At 58.6% G+C, this 18031-nt stretch carries 15 protein-coding genes and 1 riboswitch; of the genes, 7 read left to right on the forward strand and 8 right to left on the reverse strand.

Annotated elements, in window-relative coordinates; all coding sequences use genetic code 11:
- Nucleotides 1-6: 6 nt before the first annotated feature.
- On the reverse strand, nt 7-2157 hold the full coding sequence (locus OR1_RS10625; RefSeq protein ID WP_160295239.1) for a xanthine dehydrogenase family protein molybdopterin-binding subunit: 2151 nt from the start codon (nt 2155-2157) through the stop codon (nt 7-9).
- Nucleotides 2158-2165: 8 nt separating this feature from the next.
- Entirely contained in the window at nt 2166-2621 is a 456-nt protein-coding gene (locus tag OR1_RS10630; RefSeq protein WP_041971816.1) for a (2Fe-2S)-binding protein, read from the reverse strand.
- A gap of 115 nt (nt 2622-2736) precedes the next feature.
- On the opposite strand from OR1_RS10630, the gene OR1_RS10635 reads away from it, so the two are divergent.
- The 7 genes from OR1_RS10635 (at nt 2737) to OR1_RS10665 (ending at nt 9851) form a co-directional block, all read left to right on the forward strand.
- Nucleotides 2737-3204, forward strand: coding sequence for a nuclear transport factor 2 family protein (locus OR1_RS10635; protein ID WP_041971817.1), 468 nt, complete (start codon nt 2737-2739; stop codon nt 3202-3204).
- A 131-nt stretch (nt 3205-3335) separates the two neighbouring features.
- Nucleotides 3336-3704 carry a hypothetical protein gene (locus OR1_RS10640; RefSeq protein ID WP_152609866.1) on the forward strand — a complete coding sequence of 123 codons (369 nt, stop codon included), beginning with the start codon at nt 3336-3338 and terminating at the stop codon, nt 3702-3704.
- Between the two features lie 202 nt (nt 3705-3906).
- Nucleotides 3907-4470, forward strand: a complete 564-nt coding sequence (locus OR1_RS10645; protein ID WP_041971819.1) for a sigma-70 family RNA polymerase sigma factor — start codon at nt 3907-3909, stop codon at nt 4468-4470.
- 80 nt (nt 4471-4550) lie between these two features.
- A complete protein-coding gene (locus OR1_RS10650) occupies nt 4551-5054 on the forward strand; it encodes a putative zinc-binding protein (protein ID WP_041971820.1) in 504 nt (167 codons plus the stop codon).
- Nucleotides 5055-5229: 175 nt separating this feature from the next.
- Nucleotides 5230-7593 (forward strand): U32 family peptidase, encoded by a 2364-nt coding sequence (locus OR1_RS10655; RefSeq protein ID WP_041971822.1) that lies wholly within the window; start codon nt 5230-5232, stop codon nt 7591-7593.
- Between the two features lie 2 nt (nt 7594-7595).
- Nucleotides 7596-7961 carry a translation initiation factor Sui1 gene (locus OR1_RS10660; protein ID WP_041971823.1) on the forward strand — a complete coding sequence of 122 codons (366 nt, stop codon included), beginning with the start codon at nt 7596-7598 and terminating at the stop codon, nt 7959-7961.
- Complete coding sequence (locus OR1_RS10665) at nt 7962-9851, forward strand: ATP-binding cassette domain-containing protein (RefSeq protein WP_041971824.1); 1890 nt, start codon at nt 7962-7964, stop codon at nt 9849-9851.
- A gap of 23 nt (nt 9852-9874) precedes the next feature.
- On the opposite strand, the gene OR1_RS10670 is transcribed toward OR1_RS10665, so the two are convergent.
- The 6 genes from OR1_RS10670 to OR1_RS10695 form a co-directional block, all read right to left on the reverse strand.
- On the reverse strand, nt 9875-11869 hold the full coding sequence (locus tag OR1_RS10670; protein ID WP_041971825.1) for a hypothetical protein: 1995 nt from the start codon (nt 11867-11869) through the stop codon (nt 9875-9877).
- Between the two features lie 78 nt (nt 11870-11947).
- Nucleotides 11948-12022: riboswitch (cyclic di-GMP riboswitch) on the reverse strand.
- Nucleotides 12023-12109: 87 nt separating this feature from the next.
- Nucleotides 12110-13570, reverse strand: coding sequence for a Ni/Fe hydrogenase subunit alpha (locus OR1_RS10675; RefSeq protein ID WP_041971826.1), 1461 nt, complete (start codon nt 13568-13570; stop codon nt 12110-12112).
- Nucleotides 13567-14550 (reverse strand): hypothetical protein, encoded by a 984-nt coding sequence (locus OR1_RS10680; protein WP_041971827.1) that lies wholly within the window; start codon nt 14548-14550, stop codon nt 13567-13569. Before OR1_RS10680 ends, OR1_RS10675 begins: the two co-directional genes overlap by 4 nt.
- Nucleotides 14547-14921, reverse strand: a complete 375-nt coding sequence (locus tag OR1_RS20815) for a hydrogenase iron-sulfur subunit (protein ID WP_052440383.1) — start codon at nt 14919-14921, stop codon at nt 14547-14549. Before OR1_RS20815 ends, OR1_RS10680 begins: the two co-directional genes overlap by 4 nt.
- Complete coding sequence (locus OR1_RS10690; RefSeq protein ID WP_041971829.1) at nt 14918-16717, reverse strand: FAD-dependent oxidoreductase; 1800 nt, start codon at nt 16715-16717, stop codon at nt 14918-14920. The genes OR1_RS20815 and OR1_RS10690 overlap by 4 nt, the downstream gene beginning before the upstream one ends.
- Nucleotides 16717-17961, reverse strand: a complete 1245-nt coding sequence (locus tag OR1_RS10695) for an NAD(P)/FAD-dependent oxidoreductase (protein WP_041971830.1) — start codon at nt 17959-17961, stop codon at nt 16717-16719. The genes OR1_RS10690 and OR1_RS10695 overlap by 1 nt, the downstream gene beginning before the upstream one ends.
- Between the last annotated feature and the right edge of the window lie 70 nt (nt 17962-18031).

Genomic DNA, 18031 nt, shown 5'->3' on the forward strand with positions numbered 1-18031 from the left:
CCCGCCTCACGTCTTTTTCAGCGCCTTGAGGATAGCCTTTGGAGAGAGCGGCAGTTCCCGGAACCGGGCGCCAATGGCGGCAAAGACCGCGTTGGCGACAGCCGGGGCAATCGGCGGCACACCCGGCTCCCCGATCCCGCCCGGCTTATCCTGCCCCTTGACCAGGTGGACCTCGATCCTTGGCGCTTCATTCATCCGAAGCAGGTCGTAATTGCTGAAATTGCCGGAAACTACCCCGCCGGCGGCGATCTCGACCCGCTCCTTGAGCGCGGCGGACAGCCCGAAACAGACTGCCCCCTCGATCTGGGATCTGACGATCTCCGGGTTGACTACCGGCCCGCAATCCACGGCGCAGACTACCCTGCTGACCTTGACCCTGCCGCTTTTCCGGTCAACCGCCACCTCGGCTACCATGGCCACATTGGTGTCGAACGACCGGTGGAAGGCGAACCCACGTCCCTTGCCGCTAGGAAGCGGTTTGCCCCACCCGGCCCTCATCGAGGCGGTCTTGACCACCGCATAGGCATTGGGGTTCCCCCCCAGGTGCGACAGCCGGAACTCGACCGGGTCGACACCGGCCAGATACGCCAGCTCGTCCATCATGGTCTCAACGACAAAGGCATTGTGCGAACTCCCCACGGACCGCCAGAACCCGACCGGCACCGGTGTATCGATCCTGACATAGTTTACGCTGAGGTTCGGCACATCGTAGTCAAGATTGGCCACCCCTTCGACTGCGGCCTGGTCCACGCCGTTTTTCATGGTGTCCGGAAATACCCGGGCAAAGATCGAAGGGCAGACCACCTTGTGCTGCCAGCCGGTGATCTTCCCCTGGCTGTCAAGGGATGCCGCAACCCGGGAAAGGTTCATCGGCCGGTAGAAGTCGTTGCGGAAGTCATCCTCCCTGGCCCAGATCACCTTAACCGGTTTTCCGGTGGCCTTGGCGAGTAGCAGCGCCTCTTCGACCACATCGGTCTCGAACCTCCGGCCGAACCCGCCCCCCAGGTAGGTAGTGTTGACCAGGACCTTGTCGGCCGGCAGGCCTGAGATCTTCTCGGCCATCGCCTTGACGCCGGTCTGGTTCTGGGTGGGTGCCCAGACCTCGCACCGCTCGGCTGTGATATGCGCCGTGCAGTTCATCGGCTCCATGGTGGCGTGGGCAAGGTATGGGAGGCTGAAGGTTGCCTCCAGCTTTTTGGCAGCGGCATTGAAAGCTGTCGCCGGATCACCAGTTTCCTTGGCCTTGATCCCGCTCTCGTTCAGCGCCTTGGCAAAGCGGGCATCGAGCGATGCATTGTCCAGTTTGGGGTCGCCCCCTTCCCACTTGATCTTGAGTACGTCAACTCCGCCCCGTGCCGCAGGCAGACTGTCGGCACAGACCGCTACCCCTTTTGGAAGCTTGATTATCTGCCTGACCCCCTTGATCTTCAGTGCGGCGGCGCTGCTGTATGAAGCCGGGTGGGCGCCGATGAGCGGTGGGTGGGCCACAGCGGCAACAAGCATCCCCGGAACCTTTACATCCATCCCGAATATCGCGGCGCCGGAGACCTTTTCCGGGACGTCGAGTCTCGGGATCTCTTTCCCGATCAGCCGGAACTCCTGGGGTGTCTTCAGCTTCGGCTTGGCCGGCGGCGCTATCCCGGCGACCATTGAGGTCAGTTGGCCGAATGAAAAGCTTTTCAGTTTCCGTTTGTGGCGCACCACGCCGTTAGCGGCAAGGCATTCTTCCGCAGGAACCTTCCACTCCCTGGCCGCCGCAGCGATCAGCATCTCGCGGGCAGCGGCGCCGGCAAGCCGAAGCGGTTCGTACAGGTGCCGGATACTGGTGCTGCCACCGGTGGCCTGCGTTCCCCAGACCGGATCGCGAAATTTGTCGTCGGCAGGGGCAAAGACGAATCTGACGCTCCCCCAGTTGGCCTCCAGCTCATCGGCCACCAGCATCGGCAGAGACGTTGAAACCCCCTGCCCCATCTCGGACTTGGCGACCATGACCGTGACCGTTTCGTTAGGCGCAATCGTCAGCCAGACCGACGGGACGAATTCGCCGGCAGCGGCGTCCGCTGCTGAGAAGACCCTGTAACCGAGCGGGGTCATGGTTACTGCCACGGCAATGCCGGTTCCGGCAAGGGCATGCTGAAGAAATTCACGTCTGCTCATTTTCGGGCTCATGGCTTCTTCCCCTTTCCGGCAGCACGGTTGATGGCGCTCTTAACCCGCTGATAGGTGCCGCAACGGCAGAGGCATCCGCTCATGGCGCTGTCGATCTCGCTTTCGGTCGGTTTGGGATGCTCATTGAGCAGCCCTGCAGCCTGCATCATCTGGCCGGGCTGGCAGTAACCGCACTGCGGCACCTGCTCGGCGATCCAGGCAACCTTCAGCGGATGGTTTTCCGGTAGCCCCTCGATGGTAACGACCTTCTTCCCCTTGACCGCGCTGACCGGGGTTATGCACGATCGGCGCGCCTTGCCGTCCACCAGCACGGTACACGCCCCGCACATCCCAATCCCGCAGCCGAACTTGGCCCCGGTAAGCCCCAGCTGCTCACGCAGCACCCAGAGGAGCTTGCTGTCCGGAGCAGCATCAACCTGGTACTTCTTGCCATTGACGGTAAGTGAAATCATTTGTCCCTCCTTGCATCGCTCAACCTGGAAGGGAGTATATCACGACCGGTTCCTGTCGCAACGGATACTTGCACCCAAAGGGTTATCGGCTAAAATTGCCGAGGGAGGTGTGAACATGAAATTTTTCATTACCGTATTAGCCGTTTTCGTATTGACCCTCAGCAGCGTCAGCGCCTTTGCCAGAAGTGCCTACCAGACCGACAGCGAGGCATCCACTGCCGCCAGGGCGGCATTCGAGGAGATTCTCGACCTATGGCGCGCCGACCGTTACGACGACCTGTACGACCGGACCCAGCACGGCGGCAAAACCGCTAAAGAGGACTTTGCCAGAAAGTTGGGGAATGCCACCTTCAAACCGGCCTGCTGCTGGCAGAAGATGCAGGACGTCTCGGTTCATGTCGAGAATGACGACATAGCAGTCGTCAGGGCCAAGGTGGGCCTGGAGGGCGATGGCGATATCCAGTACAAGACCCGTTCATACCGGATGGTCAGAGAGGGTGACATCTGGCGGATCTCCCAGAGCGACCTCTTTTCCCTGGCCGGGGCCAAGGCCAAGAAGAAGGTGTACAAGAAACATCGATGAACTGATGCTGCCGAGCCAGGCTACGCAAGGCCCGTGCGAATGAAGCCCATATATAGGTAACCAGGCATGTTACTTATATTGAGTAATAACTTGCTTATATCGGTAACAAAGTTACTTATATCGGGAAACCAGTGATTAACGTTAGATCGGGAAATATGATAAGGGCGATAAAAACTATAACAATAATTGATGGGGCGATTTTTGCCGTAATGGGCGGAATAGCAATGTATTCCAGCGCAAGGTACGGAACACTTTTGATTTGGTCTGGAGTAGCGGTTGCATTGGTCGGCGCAATGCCTGCTATCGGGTCTGGAAACGTCCAAGGAGAATACAATCTTAAGTTTGACCAGACGATTCCACAACTGAATTACAACCGAACAGATGACAAGCTAAGAGAGATGAACAAAAGCTATGATTTCGGCGTAGTGATGGCAGCCGCAGGTGCTATTTTGATAGCAGTTGGTTTGATACTGAACAAAATTATCACAGGCAAGATCTAACACCGGCGTAGACACTGACGCAGCAAAACCGCGCCACGCAGGTCACACCGCGACACGTTGGCAAAACAACCAAGGTACCTATGAACGATCACTTGGCATTTCTAATCTAAGAATCAGGATTTATGCTGGACCAGCCATAAAACCCGCGGCCAGCCTTGCGATGCACAGAAATGCACAAATCAAGCGCAACCGGAGAGCATATTTGAAAGACTTTGACAGCATCTACAGGGAATTCCAGCCGAAGATCTACCGTTATCTCAGTAACCTCATCAATGAGGCGGAAGCCCTGGATCTGACCCAAGCGGTCTTTCTCAAGGTGAGCAAATCGTTGGAAGGTTTCCGGGGTGAGGCCTCTCCTGCCACCTGGATCTACCGTATTGCCACGAACACGGCCCATGATCATGCCTGTTCAGCTTTGGCGCAACAAAAGCGTTCCGAACTGCAGCTCGACGAGGACGCGTCGCTTGACGATTTCCCCGATCACGGTACGCCAGGGACCGACAGCGAATATATCCGCCGGGAGATGAATGCCTGCATACGCGGCGTGGTTGACCAGTTGCCCGAAGGTTACCGCACCGTCTTGCTCCTCAGCGATTTCGAAGAACTGACGAACCCCGAAATTGCCGAAATACTCAATATCAGCATCGACACCGTCAAGATCAGGCTCCATCGCGGCCGCACCGAGTTACGGAAGGCTATGGAATCCCAGTGCAGCCTCTACCACGACGAACGCAACGAACTCATGTGCGATCGCAAACCGAAATAATTCCTCTCACAGGTGTATCCTTTTTCGATAAGTCCCCGTCTATGGAATCAATAGCAGTCAATTCCATAGATGGAGGACGTATGTTCAAGACAGGTTGTTGTGGGTCAGGGAGCAATGCAGAAACAAACGACGGTTATGAAGTGGTACGTATCGAAAAGGCAAAAGGCAACTGCGCTCTTTGTGAAGGGTACGCGGAGCGGCATCAAAGCAAGCCGGTCGCCGTCATGAGTTGCGACGGGGCGTGCCTGCGGGGGGAGATATCCCGACAGGCGGCAAATATCCTCTGCCACTCTCTGGCCCCTGAAAAAACCGTCCGGATCTGCCTGGGCGGGGCATTTACCAAAGATACCGGACAGCGAGGCCTTGTACGCGACTCGCCACGACTTATCGCGTTGGAGGGATGCCCGGTAAACTGTGCCTCACGCATGATGGCCGGAGTAATTGACGGCCTTACCCCGGAAATTGTCCAAAGCTACAAGCTCTGTGATATCGACAAGAAACTGTTCGGGATCGATGAGATGCCGCCGGAAGAAATCCAGGCACTTGCCCGCACTGTTGCCGAGAAGATTGCAGCTACCTTGTAATTGAATCAGGGACCTTCGGGAAGTAAATCGGACCCAACAGAATAATGTTCGCGAAAACCCTTCCAAAAGGGCTTCCGATCCGGAGGCCCTTTTTTTCGCCGGACAGATGCAGAACCAATGACGCAAATAAATCAAGACTGTTGACGCCATCAAGCAGTTCCGCTAGTCTGACCTGATGCAGATTCCAGGAAACAATAAGTCCGAACTCCTTGCCCCGGCAGGGTCGCTGGAGGCCTTTTTCGCGGCCATGGAAAAAGGTGCCGACGCGGTCTATGCCGGTCTGAAGGAGTTTTCCGCCCGGGCCAAGGCCAAAAACTTCTCCCTGTACCAAATGGAGCGGATGCTGGCCTATGCCCACGCCAACGGCCGCAAGGTCTACGTCACCCTCAATACCCTGGTCAAGGAGCGCGAACTTCCCCAGCTGGTCGAGACCCTCGCGGCCCTTGAGGGGATGGGGGCCGATGCGGTCATCATCCAGGATATGGCCGTGGCCCGGCTTAGCCGCCGGTTCTTTCCCTCTCTTCCGGTCCATGCCTCTACCCAGATGACCGTCCACAACACCCCCGGGGTGCAGCAGCTTGCCGCCTTGGGATTCGAGCGGGTGGTGCTCGCCAGGGAACTGCACCTGGACGAAATCAGTGATATTGTCCGCAACTCCCCGATCGGAATCGAGTGCTTTATCCATGGCGCCCTCTGCTTCTCCTTCTCGGGACAGTGCTTTTTCTCGTCTTTTCTCGGCGGCCACAGCGGCAACCGCGGCCGCTGCGCCCAGCCATGCCGGCGCCAGTACAAATACCGGGGCAAGGAAGGGTACTATTTCTCCACCAACGACTTTTCCAGCATCGACCTGATCCCGCAGCTGGTGGCAGCAGGAGTCTGCTCGTTCAAGATCGAGGGGCGGATGAAATCTGCCGAGTATGTGGCCTGCGTGGTGGAGGCGTACCGGCTGGCGCTGGATGCCTCGGCCAAGCAGTGGCCGGATGCGCTCGCCTCGGCCAAGGAGATCATCAAGCGCTCCTTCGGCCGGGTACCGACCAAAGGCTTTCTTGCCTCGCACGCCCCTTCCGACATCGCCACACCTTCGCTCCGGGGCGCCACCGGACGGTTCCTGGGGGAGGTGACCTCGGTCAGAGGCAACCGGCTATCGTTCACTACCAAGGACCGTCTTCATGTCGGCGACCGGATCCGGGTCCAGCCGAAGACCGACATGGCGGGCAAGGCATTCACCATCAAGGAGCTGTTCAGTGCCAATCGAACAGTAAAAAACGTGTCAGAAGGCACTCAGGTTGCCATACCGTCACCTTTCCCCTGCAGCATCGGCGACGCGGTCTTCAAGGTCTCTTCGGAAACGGCCTTTACCATGAGCGAAGCCTCCTGTGCCAAACGGCTTGAGGCGGCCGGCAGGCCAAAGCTGCCGTGCAATCTGGCCATTTCCTTAACGGACGGCGCCATGCAGATCGAAGCCGACTGCGTCGGTGTCAGATTCAGCGTCGGGTTCCCGCTCGGCGACCTGGAACCGTCCCGCACTGCGGATATGACAGAGGTCTTAGCCGCCCAGTTCAGCCGGACCGGCGACACCCAGTTCACCCTCAGGTCCCTTGCGGCACCCGGGTTTCCGGCGCTGATGATCCCGCCGGCCAAACTCAAGGAGATCCGGCGCAGTTTCTATCTGCAACTGGCGGAAAGCATTATTCCGGCCCTGAAGCGGGAGCGCGCATCCCGAATCAGGGAGGCCCTGGCATCGCTGGCAGGGACCAGAGGGACGATGCGCAGCCCGGCAGCACTGACGGTACGGGTCGAACATCTCCGAGACCTCCAACTGCTTAATGCGGAAGGGGTGAGCGGCCTGAGCCTGCCGGTATCCAAGGCGAACCTGCACGAACTGCCGCTGTCAGGCCGCCGGCTGAAAGGGAAAGAGGGGCGAATTTCCTGGCGCTTGCCGTTCATCATCTTCGACCGCGACCTCCCCTGGTATCGCGAGGCGCTGGCAACACTGGCGCGAGCAGGATTTCGCCGCTTCGAGGCCGCAAACATCTCGCATTTCCAGCTCCTGGAAGAGATCGACGCCGAGATCAGCACCGATTACCGGCTCTTTTCCCTCAACTCCCAGGCAATCCTCGCCTGGGAGGAACTGGGGGCTAACCGGTGTACCCTTTATATTGAAGACGATAGCGAAAATCTGTCCGACCTCCTGGCCGCTGACCTGCCGATCGAGCGAAGGATCATGATCTACGGAACCCTTCCGGCCATTACCTCGAAGATCGCGATCAAGGGGGTTAAGAGCGACATGCCGGTCCAGTCCGACCGTGGGGACAGCTACCGGGTCACACAGAAAGACGGCCTGACCGTAATCACGCCAACCACCCCCTTCTCATTCACCGCGTTCAGGGAGAGGCTCGAAGCGCTGGGCTGCTCCTCCTTTATCGCCGACCTCACCCAGCTGCCGGCCAACGAACGGCAACGGGTGCTGGATGCCTGGGCTGGGGGCCGGGAAATCCCCGGCACGTCTCCGTTCAACTTCACTATGGGGTTGGTTTGAATATGAAAAATGCACACGATCCGGACCGACCGCTGGTCTGGTCATCGACAACCGGGCGAATCTGCCCGAAATGCGGCAAAGGGATAGCTGCCTGCATCTGCAAAAAAGCCGGGCAGCCGCCAACTGGCGACGGTACGGCCAGGGTGCGGCGGGAAACCAAGGGGCGCGGAGGAAAGACAGTCACGGTTATCACTGGCGTGCCGCTCAAGGGGGAAGAGCTGAAGGCGCTGGCCGGCGAGCTCAAAAAGCGCTGCGGCAGCGGCGGAACATTGAAGGACGGGGTCATCGAGATCCAGGGCGACCATTGCGATCTGGCGGTAACGGAACTCGGCAACCGTGGCTTCAAGGTCAAGCGGGCCGGAGGATAAATGGCACTCATCTCCATGCACGATATAACCCTGGCCTTCGGCGGCCCGCCGATCTTTGCCGGGATCGACCTGCAGATCGAGGCCGGGGACCGGCTCTGCCTGCTCGGCCGTAACGGCACCGGCAAATCAACCCTGTTGAAGCTGATCGCCGGCGAGATTCCGCCCGAATCCGGGGAGTTCCACAAAAGCCAGGGGCTGCGGGTGGCCCTGGTTTCGCAGGAGGTGCCGAAAGAGGTATCGGGTTCGGTCTTCGACGTGGTTGCGTCCGGCATGGGCAATGCTACCAGCCTGCTGGCCGAGTACCACCGGGTTGCGCTTGACCTGGAAATCGAAGGGAGTACAGAGCTGCTGGAACGGCTGACCGAACTGCAGCACGAACTGGAAAACTGCGGTGGCTGGCAGTTGCACCAGGAAGTGGAGCGGATACTGAACAGACTTTCCCTGGAGGCAGATGCGGAATTCTCCTCCCTGTCAGGCGGCACCAAGCGGCGGGTACTGCTGGCCCGGGCGCTGGTCGCAACTCCGGACATCCTGCTGCTGGACGAGCCGACCAACCATCTCGACATTGACACGATCCTCTGGCTGGAGGATTTCCTGCTCAAGAGCGAAACCGCGATCCTCTTTGTTACCCATGACCGGGCCTTTGTGCGCAAGCTCGCCAATCGTGTGGCTGAGATCGACCGGGGGAGGATCTACTCCTTTGACTGCGGTTACGATCAGTTCGTAGAGCGCCGCGAGGCGCTGCTGGAGGCGGAAGTGAGCCGCCAGGCGCTGTTCGACAAGAAGCTGGCCCAGGAAGAGGCCTGGATCCGCCAGGGGATCAAGGCCAGGCGCACCAGAAACGAAGGCCGGGTCCGGGCGCTCAAGAGCCTGCGTGAAGAGCGGCGGCAACGCCGGGAGCGGATCGGCACCGCCAAGATCCAGCTTCAGGAAGCGGACCGCTCCGGGGCCATTGTTGCAGAGCTGGAAGATGTCTCATTTTCATTCGGTAACCTGGCAATAGTGCGTAATTTTTCAACCACCATCATGCGCGGTGACAAGATCGGGATCATCGGCCCGAACGGCTCGGGCAAGACCACCCTTCTCCGACTGCTACTGGGTGATCTGCAACCCGAAACCGGGGCGATCAGGCTTGGCACCCGGCGGGAAGTCCTCTATTTCGACCAACTCAGGGAACAGCTCGACCTCGACAAGACGGTCCAGGAAAACGTTGGGGAAGGTAACGACACCATCACCGTCAACGGGCGGCAACGGCACGTCATCGGCTACCTGCAGGATTTCCTCTTCACCCCGGAACGCGCCCGCACCCCGGTCAGGATCCTGTCCGGCGGGGAACGGAACCGGCTGCTCCTGGCCAAGCTCTTTACCAGGCCGTCCAACGTTCTGGTCATGGACGAACCGACCAACGACCTCGACGCCGAGACCCTGGACCTGCTGGAAGAGCTGCTGATGGAGTATACCGGGACGCTGTTGCTGGTGAGCCACGACCGGGAGTTTCTCAACAACGTGGTTGCCAGCACGATCGTGCTGGCCGGTAATGGCGTGGTCAGGGAATTTGTCGGCGGTTATGACGACTGGCTCCGACAGGCCGCGGCTGAATCAAATCCGACCCCGGCAGCGGCAAAGCCGGCGCAGCCGAAACCGAAACCGCAGCAGGATCGGCCGAGAAAGCTCTCCTTCAAGGAGGAACGGGAGCTGGAGGCGTTGCCGGACAAGATTGCCAGCTTGGAGCAGGAACAGGAAGCGCTCCACGCCAGGCTGGCAGATCCGGACTTCTACAGGAACGCCGGCGCTGGCGTGGTGGAAATCAACGCCAGGCTGGCAGAGATCGAGGCAGAACTGGAAACGCTGCTGATCCGCTGGGAAGAGCTGGAAGGGATAAAACTCTGATGCCGGCTCATAGCCGGGAACCGTTACGCCGCCAACCGTATCTTGTTAATTGCATTTGACCTGTTTACCGGTCCGTTCAGGTCCACCGGCGCCATCATGAACCCGATACTGTCAAAATAAAACAGGGCATCCTGAAGCACTCTCTGAAAAGACACTTCATCCTGAGGCTGACTGCGCGGGGTGTACAAAACCGCCTGCTTGCTTTCCAGCATCTTCCAGACGAGAAAAATTTCGGGGTTCCCGCCACGTTTGATGGCACAGATGTACCCGCCGCTTTTCTGGCTCCTGAATCCTTCCGGCGCCGACTGAACCTTGTTTGACGATTCATAAAGCACTACAAGATCATCAGGTGTCAGGCAGGGCACGGTAGCTAACTGATTGTTTGACGTGAATTCCGTGACGGAATCGCCGGCATCCGTTCCCAGACTGAACGGTGAAGCATCTGCGGAATCACCGGGCAGGCAAGGAAGGTCCATTGGTTTTCCCGGAACAGTATCCATATCTACGACGCGAATCTCCTCAGGCTCGATCACGGCGTAACATTCAACATCAGTTATCGTGAGCTGTTCAGCAGCAGACAGTTCCTCATGTCCTGGAGTGGGTGCTTCGATCATCAGACACCCGGATGCCATAACGGCCTGCTCCTCGATAAGCCGGCGCAACTCCCCGCGCAATCCGGCCAGTTCACGGGCAGCCACCCCCTCTTTTACCAACAGCTCTCTCTTGAGCCTTTGCATCTCTGCCGCTGCTTTTTCCTCTGTCTGGCGCAATGCGGATGTTTGCAGCACGAGCATCTCTTGCATCCGCATATTTTCAGCCTCCAGCAGATCTGTTTTTCCCACCAGCTCCTTCCGTTCCTCCCTCGCGGTGTTGAGTGCTGCAGTAGCAACCCGTTCGATCTGATCCTTTTCCTGTCTGAGAAGCAGCAGTTCGTTTTCGGCCTTTTCCCTGAGCTCTTTCTCAACTGAGACGATCCGCTCAAAATCACGGGTGGCTTTTTCGTTATTTATACATGCTTCCGACTGGAGAACGTCAAGCGCCGACACTTTCTTTTCCAGGGCACGAAGCTCAGATAAATGGGTCTCACGCTCCGCTTCCATGGCCTGAAGTTTCTCAGAGAAACGGTCTTCTGCAGCGCGCTGACTATTAGCCGCATTAATCAGCTGTTCCCCGGAAACCGAAATTTCCAGCTCTCTTGCCGACAGTAAGGAACGCAGCTCTTGAAGTTCTTCGGAAAGCCGGTTGATTGTCCGTTCGTTTTCAAGCAACCTTGCCGACTCTTCAGAAGCCGATTCCCGGTTATCCTTTGCCAACCGCTCCTTCAAGACCGATATCTCGGCTTCCAGAACAGTTTTATCATTCCGGTGCGTCTGTAACTGCAAATTCAGCTCACTGCAAAGCCTGTTTGCTTCATCCCTGGCATTGTCGAGTTCCAAGCGCAACCCGGCCAATCCGAGATCAGTACTAATATTCATCGCCGGTAACGGCTCAACTGGAGAGGGTGGTACTACCGGGTTGCACGCAATAGTTGCCGCAAGCTGAGCGCCTTCCACTGAGACCGGCTCGGGGATATCAACATTTCGGGCAGAAGAATGCGATTCCTGAGCCTTTGGTTTTGCCCCACCCTTGATGTTTGCCTTGGGTGCCTTGAAAATCTTGATTGCGCCCAATATGACCTGTCTCATGGCGGTGCTGTAATTGAGATTCACCTGGTCCATGGAATATCCGAGGCCGGTCAAATACGTCAGCGCAGAATCGATACAATCCTGATACTCCCGCTTGTCGCCCGGCTGGGATTTCGGCGTATAAATACGCGTCGTTTTTCGGGGGATTTCCCAGAATGCCAGGTACACCTTCAGGCAACTATTTTCCTTTTCGGTGCAGATGTAGGCTTCGGTTGCGCCTTCTGCTATCTGCCGATCGGCAGGCACCACCGGTTTGGACGACCGGAACAGTTCATGAACCGATGGTTCTTTAACGGCCAGATATGCAACTGCAGGATCTAATCTGAATTCCATGGTTGTCTCCTGAATTATCTATCCGGTTGACGCCCGAAAACAAAAAAAACCGCGCACCGAAAGATCAGAATCTGATATTTCGGTACCCGGCTGTCTGCGTGAGACCCTTGGGCTTTCCGTCCCACCATTGCTGGTGGTTTAGTATTATCGCTTATCAGAAGATAAATGTAAGTTTATGTAGATCAATATCGTCTGATTTTAGGCTGCAAGCAGTGATACGAATCACGGTGAGATGAGATTCTATTGATTGAGCCGAAGGATTATTCGGCCCTGATGGTCACGGATATTCAAACGGAGCGGAAATCTTCCGGCTAGGGCGTGCGTCGCGCACGACTGGCAGGGGTCGAAGGCACGAAAGGCCATCTCCACCCGGTTCAGGAGCCCTTCACGCACCTCCCCACCCCTGATGAACCTCTTTGCTGCCTTCTTGATCGCAAGCGATATCGGCCCGGCATTGTTTTGAGTAGCCACGATCAGGTTGACCATGGTCAAGATGCCTCTCTCATCGGTCTCATAGTGATGAAACAGGGTGCCGCGCGGCGCCTCGACGCAACCGATACCTCTGCCGGTCAGGTTGAAATCCATATTGCGCGTATCGCTCCCGGTCAGCAGCGGTTCTCCGACAAGCTCGCGGTTCCGTTCCGCGGCCTGCAAGGCACAGATAAGCCTGGCCCAGTGACTTGACAGTATCTGGTGAGTCGGCTCCGGCCCGAAAAAATTGCGGAAGCGTTCCAGTTCTTGCTGGGCAAGTGGAGTCGCCATTGAATCGGCCACTGTGACCCTGGCCAGCGGCCCGACCCGATAAAGCGGCGAATCGCTCCCCTCGACAAGCCCCTGCCACCCCAGTTCCCTGAGATAGGTCATCTTGACCATGGTCCATGGCATTACCCATTCGGCGATCTTGTCGGCGTATTCATCGCTAGGGAAACGGCTGATCTCCCGGCCTTCGGCATTAACGACCCTGACCGTGCCGTCGTAAAACGCGACCCGGTCCCCGGCATCCACCAGCGCCAGGGAGCAGCATCTGACAGAATAGGCGCTGTCCTCAAGCAGGCTGCGGCAGCCGGCATCCCCCAAAACCCTTTCCCTGAAGACCTCCAGAGCTTCAACGACAAAGGCGACGCTTTCCGCTGCGGTTGCAGCAAGCCATTGCCGCTCTTCTTCCTTAATGCCCCTCGGCACCCCGCCGGGAACACCCCCCTCGGGGTGCGGCGCCTTGCTGAAGAGCAACCTGATAATGTCGCGGTTTTTCTTCCGGATGTCGATCAGTCTCCTGCCGAAATCCTTCCCCAGCCGTTCCATGACCCCGAAGATGTTCCGTTCCGCCGGGTCGGCGTCCGGACCGACAATGAAATCCGGCGCTGCCAGGAAGAAAAAATGCAACAGGTGATCGTCAACGATCGAGGCGTTATATTCCAGTTCCCTGACGAGCATTGCAGTCGGGGGAGGGACGACGTCGTACAGTCGATCCAGCGCCTTGCAGGCAGCCATGTGGTGCGCCGACGGGCAGATGCCGCAGATCACCGGCGCAATCCTGGTCATCTCCTCGGCAGGCCTGCCGATGCAGAACCGCTCGAACCCGCGCAGTTCCAGCACCTGCCAGAAGGCATCGCTGACGTTCCCCTGCCCGTCCAGGAAGATTTCAATCCGGCCGTGTCCTTCCAGCCTGGTTATCGGGTCTATGACAATCCGTTCGCTCATTCCCGGTCCTTTTCCGTAAGCTCTTTCTCCCCCAGAATCGAAACCGGCTGGGTAAAACGGCAGGCATAACCGGCCGCGTCGGCGATCTCATCGATCATGGCCCGGAGTCCCGCCTCATCTTCAGGTGCAAGCAGGGGGGCAAGGGAGGCCAGGAATCTCGCCCCGCTGTCACGCACCCCTTCAACTGCGCCAAAGCACCCGCGACACGGGGCATTGACGGCCAGGCAACTCCCGCCGCAGCCGTCGCAGGTAGCAGGGCCAAGACAAATAATCCCGTGCGCCAGGAAACATTCTCCCGGGTCAATAACCGTTTCGTGGGCACGACGAATCTTTGTGATCGCCATCCGTGCCGGCTTGGAGCGATTCCGGGGGCAGGAATCGCAGAGCGGTTTGGCAGGGGCAAGTGTGCTTCCCCTTTGCGGCGGTTTTTTTCCGACAATCTTCTTGATCGCATCAAGAAGGAGATCGATTGGCGGCGGGCAACCGGGCAGAAAGTAATCGACCTTTATTGCCTGGTTAAGGGCGTAAACATGGCCGTAAAATTCCGGCATGGTCAATTGTTCCCCATTGACATCGCAACTCAGCTCGGGTCTGACCCCTTCGGGATTGGTCACTGTCGGAGAAGCGCTATAAACCCACTCAATGATCTCATCGCGCGGTCTGAGGTTGGCCAGCCCGGGAATCCCCCCAAAACAGGCACATGCCCCGCAGGCCAGAACCAGCCGGGATTTGGCGCGGAGCAGTTCCGCCATTGCCTTGTGATCGGAGTTCCTGACACACCCGGAGATGATTGCCAGAGCCAGGCTGTTGTCCGGCATCTTCCTTAGCCGGTCATGCTTGAAATCCAGGGCAGCTGGCCAGATTACGACCTCGAACTTCTCGGCGAGTTCCAGCAGGGACTCGCCCAGGTCGAGCAAAGCGGAATCGCAGCCGCCACATGCTCCGAGCCAATAGATTGCAATCTTCGGCCTCTTGCTCATAACTCCGCCAGTTTTTCGGCAAATTCGCCCGCAATAGCGGCGATACTCTCCCCTTCCGGATCGTTGCCGAAACGGACCGCCAACCGTTCCGGATCGAGTCCATAGCCGGACAATAGAGCTTTCAGCAACCCCACTCTTTTCAGGCACTGCCATTCCCCGTCCTGAAAGTGGCACTCCCCCATTGGGCAAGCCAGCAGCAGCACCCCGTCATAACCGCTGTGCAACGGCCCCAGTATCTCTTCGGCTCCGACCGATCCGCAACAGACTACGCACTGCAAATCCGGAAGATCCAGGGTGAGTTGTTCAAGATTACCGCTGTATCCCCAGCCGAAACTGCAGGCGATAATCCGTATGCGAGATAATCCGGTCATAAGGGCGGGCTCACGTTCGTTCGGCCATCGCCGGCAGGCTTTTCTTCAGGGGCTTTTGCAGGAACGAGCCGACGGGCCGCGGCCGGGCAGGCGGCGATGCAAAGGCCGCAGCCGCGGCAGAGCTGCCTGTCGGTAACCGAGGAAAGCCGTTCTTCCCGCATTACTACTGAGGCCGCCCCGAACGGACATGCGGAAGCGCATACCCCGCAACCGCTGCAACGCTCTTCAATGACTTCACACGTGGGTATATCCAACCGGATTCCGGCCTCAATGCAGGCCTCGCAGGAGCTGCAGGGGCCGCAGGTCAGGCAGCGCCTCGCTTCGGCAATCGCGTCCTCCAGGGTGAACCCGCTTTCGAAGAGATTGAAGTCCAGGCGATGTTCAGGCGGAAGCCATTGGACATCCGGTTCGGGACGGTAATCGTGCCGGCTTGGCGGCGGCGGGGTCGAGTAAGCGATTTCTCTGCCGGCCCTAAGATCACCACCACGGCAATACCGGTCGATAGATTCGGCAGCCTCCACGCCGTCTCTCATGGCATCCACCATGAACCCCAGTTTGAGCATGTCACCGCCGACAAACAGGGACCGGCGGTTAGGGCTCTCCAGAGTCAGCGGGTCGAACGCAACCCGGCCGGTCTCGTCGAGAAGACCCTCGTGGTGCAGAAATCTGCGTTCCGGTCCCTGCCCTACCGAGATGATCAGGAGGTCCGCGGCTATCTCCATGCTGTCCGCCAGGTCGAACTGCGGGTTGAAGCCGTGATCATCAACGACCCGGGTGCAGCGCGGAGCGGTGATGCCGGTCAACCGACCCGTGTCGTGGTGTATGGCGCAGACTCCGCGGGAATAAATGATCGCCACACCTTCCTCAACGGCAGCCTTCACCTCAAGGGGGTCGGCAGGCAAAGGGGACTCTCCCACCCCGGACTCCAGGCAGACAATCGTAACATCGGCCCCCAGTCGCCGGGCGCTTCTGGCCGAATCAAGAGCCACATTCCCGCCACCGATCACAATGACCCTCCGGTTGTCCAGATATCCGGCCGGAATGGCCCCATGGGCCAGTTCGTACAGGAAGGAATGCCCGTATATGACGCCCGGAGACTTCTGCCCCGGCAGCTCCTTCCCTCCAAATGTCAGGATGCGGGGAGCAGGGCTCCCCACTGCAATGAATACGGCACGGAACCCTTGTTCCTGCAGACGGTCCAGATCGAAGCCATACATACCCAAACGGGCATCGAATCGAATCTCTATTCCCGCCACCCGGACAATGGCGTCAATAGTGTCGTCAAGCAGGTCCATGGGTAGCCGGTAGTGGGGAATCAGCCGGAGCGCGCCGCCGAGGGACGCACCGGCCTCGAAGATCACAGGGCGGAACCCTCGGCGGGACAGCTCATAACCGGCCATCAACCCTGCTGGGCCGCCGCCGATAACGGCAACCATATCACGATCCCCCCGCGGAAGCGGCTCCAGGTTATGCAACCGGTCACGATACCTGTCCGCAATAAACCTTTTGAGAAGCCGTCGCCGGATCGCCCCGCCGGTCTCGGCATAGCGGCATTCCAGTTCGCAGATGCCGCAAACATAGCCGCACACGGTAAAGAAGGGGTTTTTACGGAACAGGTCATCGCCTATTTCGATGATTATACTTGCTGCGGCTTGGGGGTCCCGGGGGAGCAGAGAGATGAGAATATTGGTTCGCTGGATCTCTTCATGAATCGGACATTTAATCTGGCAGGGGGCGAGGAGTTGACTCCCGCTAGGTTCGCCACTCTTTGCCGCCCGATCCGAATGCGGCTTCATCAGCGTGTACCGTCCTGATCGGTGATGAGCCTGACCTGCCGTTCATGGAACCAGTAATACCAGATCCAGTTAAGCATGACGACGACCCGGTTGCGGAAACCGATCAGATAGTAGAGGTGCAGCAACAGCCAGGCGATCCAGGCAGGATACCCTTTCAGTTTCATTCCATGGGTCATGGCGACCGCGGCGCTTTTGCCGATAGTGGCCATGCTCCCTTTGTCATGATAACGGAATGGCGGAACCGGCAGATTCTGTTCACGCAATTTTATTGCCTTACCGGCATAGGTCCCCATCTGCATGGCCACCGGTGCGACCATGGGCAACGGTACACCATCCTGTTCCAGCCACGCCATGTCGCCGACAATAAAGACCTCCGGATGGCCGGAGAGCGAAAGGTCGGCCCCTACCGGCACGCGGCCGCCCGGTTTGAGCCCCACCCCGAGCGAGCCGGCCAACGGAGCGGCCTTGACCCCGGCAGACCAGAACAGGGTATGTGCCGGGATAACAGCGCCATCATGAAGAACCACCCGTTCCGGCCCGGCATCGGTAACCCTGGCGTTAAGAAGGACTTCCACCCCCATACTGCGAAGCTTGTTCAGGGTGTAAGACTGCAGTTGTTCAGGCATTGCCGCCATGAGGCGGTCGAACGCCTCGATGAGCACCACGCGCGCCGCCTGAACGCTCAATTCGGGGTAATCCTTGGCGAGCACGTACCGGACCAGCTCGATGAGTGCCCCGGAAAACTCGACGCCGGTCGGGCCGCCGCCGACGATGACAAAGGTCATCAGAGCCCGGCGCTTCGCCGGGTCCGGCTCCACCACGGCGCGTTCAAAAGCGGTAAGGATCTGGTTGCGCAACCGCTCGGCATCGGCCAGCTTCTTGAGGTCATAGGCATGGCGCTCAACCGAATCCAGACCGAAGAAATTGGTCACGCTCCCCGCTGCAACCACCAGGTAGTCGTACCCGATCTCCCCATGGCTGGTCAGCACCTTGCACGCGGCAAAATCGACGGCGCGGACCTCGGCAAGATGAAACCGCGTGCCGGTCCAGTGCCGTGACATGGCCCGGATCGGATAGGCGATGGACTCCTGTTCGAGACCGGCGGTCGCAACCTGATAAAGCAGCGGCTGAAACAGGTGGTAGTTGTTCCGGTCCACCAGCACAACCTCCAGCCCCTGGCCGGCCAGTTCCCTGGCCGCGCGGATTCCGCCGAACCCTATGCCTATGATTACGACACGTTTCACTGTCTGCACTCCATAACTTGAGGATACCCCGTTTAACGGCTTGTGCAAGACAGGACCGAACAGAAAAGCC

The organism is Geobacter sp. OR-1 (genome assembly GCF_000813145.1).
GTDB lineage: Bacteria > Desulfobacterota > Desulfuromonadia > Geobacterales > DSM-12255 > Geoanaerobacter.

Excerpts from the sequence above, each read along its gene's own strand:
- OR1_RS10625 (WP_160295239.1), bottom strand. The coding sequence starts at position 2,157 with ATGAGCAGACGTGAATTTCTTCAGCATGCCCTTGCCGGAACCGGCATT.
- OR1_RS10650 (WP_041971820.1), top strand. The coding sequence starts at position 4,551 with ATGTTCAAGACAGGTTGTTGTGGGTCAGGGAGCAATGCAGAAACAAAC.
- OR1_RS10665 (WP_041971824.1), top strand. The coding sequence starts at position 7,962 with ATGGCACTCATCTCCATGCACGATATAACCCTGGCCTTCGGCGGCCCG.
- OR1_RS10675 (WP_041971826.1), bottom strand. The coding sequence starts at position 13,570 with ATGAGCGAACGGATTGTCATAGACCCGATAACCAGGCTGGAAGGACAC.
- OR1_RS10690 (WP_041971829.1), bottom strand. The coding sequence starts at position 16,717 with ATGAAGCCGCATTCGGATCGGGCGGCAAAGAGTGGCGAACCTAGCGGG.
- OR1_RS10655 (WP_041971822.1), top strand. The coding sequence starts at position 5,230 with ATGCAGATTCCAGGAAACAATAAGTCCGAACTCCTTGCCCCGGCAGGG.
- OR1_RS10680 (WP_041971827.1), bottom strand. The coding sequence starts at position 14,550 with ATGAGCAAGAGGCCGAAGATTGCAATCTATTGGCTCGGAGCATGTGGC.
- OR1_RS10670 (WP_041971825.1), bottom strand. The coding sequence starts at position 11,869 with ATGGAATTCAGATTAGATCCTGCAGTTGCATATCTGGCCGTTAAAGAA.
- OR1_RS20815 (WP_052440383.1), bottom strand. The coding sequence starts at position 14,921 with ATGACCGGATTATCTCGCATACGGATTATCGCCTGCAGTTTCGGCTGG.
- OR1_RS10635 (WP_041971817.1), top strand. The coding sequence starts at position 2,737 with ATGAAATTTTTCATTACCGTATTAGCCGTTTTCGTATTGACCCTCAGC.
- OR1_RS10660 (WP_041971823.1), top strand. The coding sequence starts at position 7,596 with ATGAAAAATGCACACGATCCGGACCGACCGCTGGTCTGGTCATCGACA.
- OR1_RS10630 (WP_041971816.1), bottom strand. The coding sequence starts at position 2,621 with ATGATTTCACTTACCGTCAATGGCAAGAAGTACCAGGTTGATGCTGCT.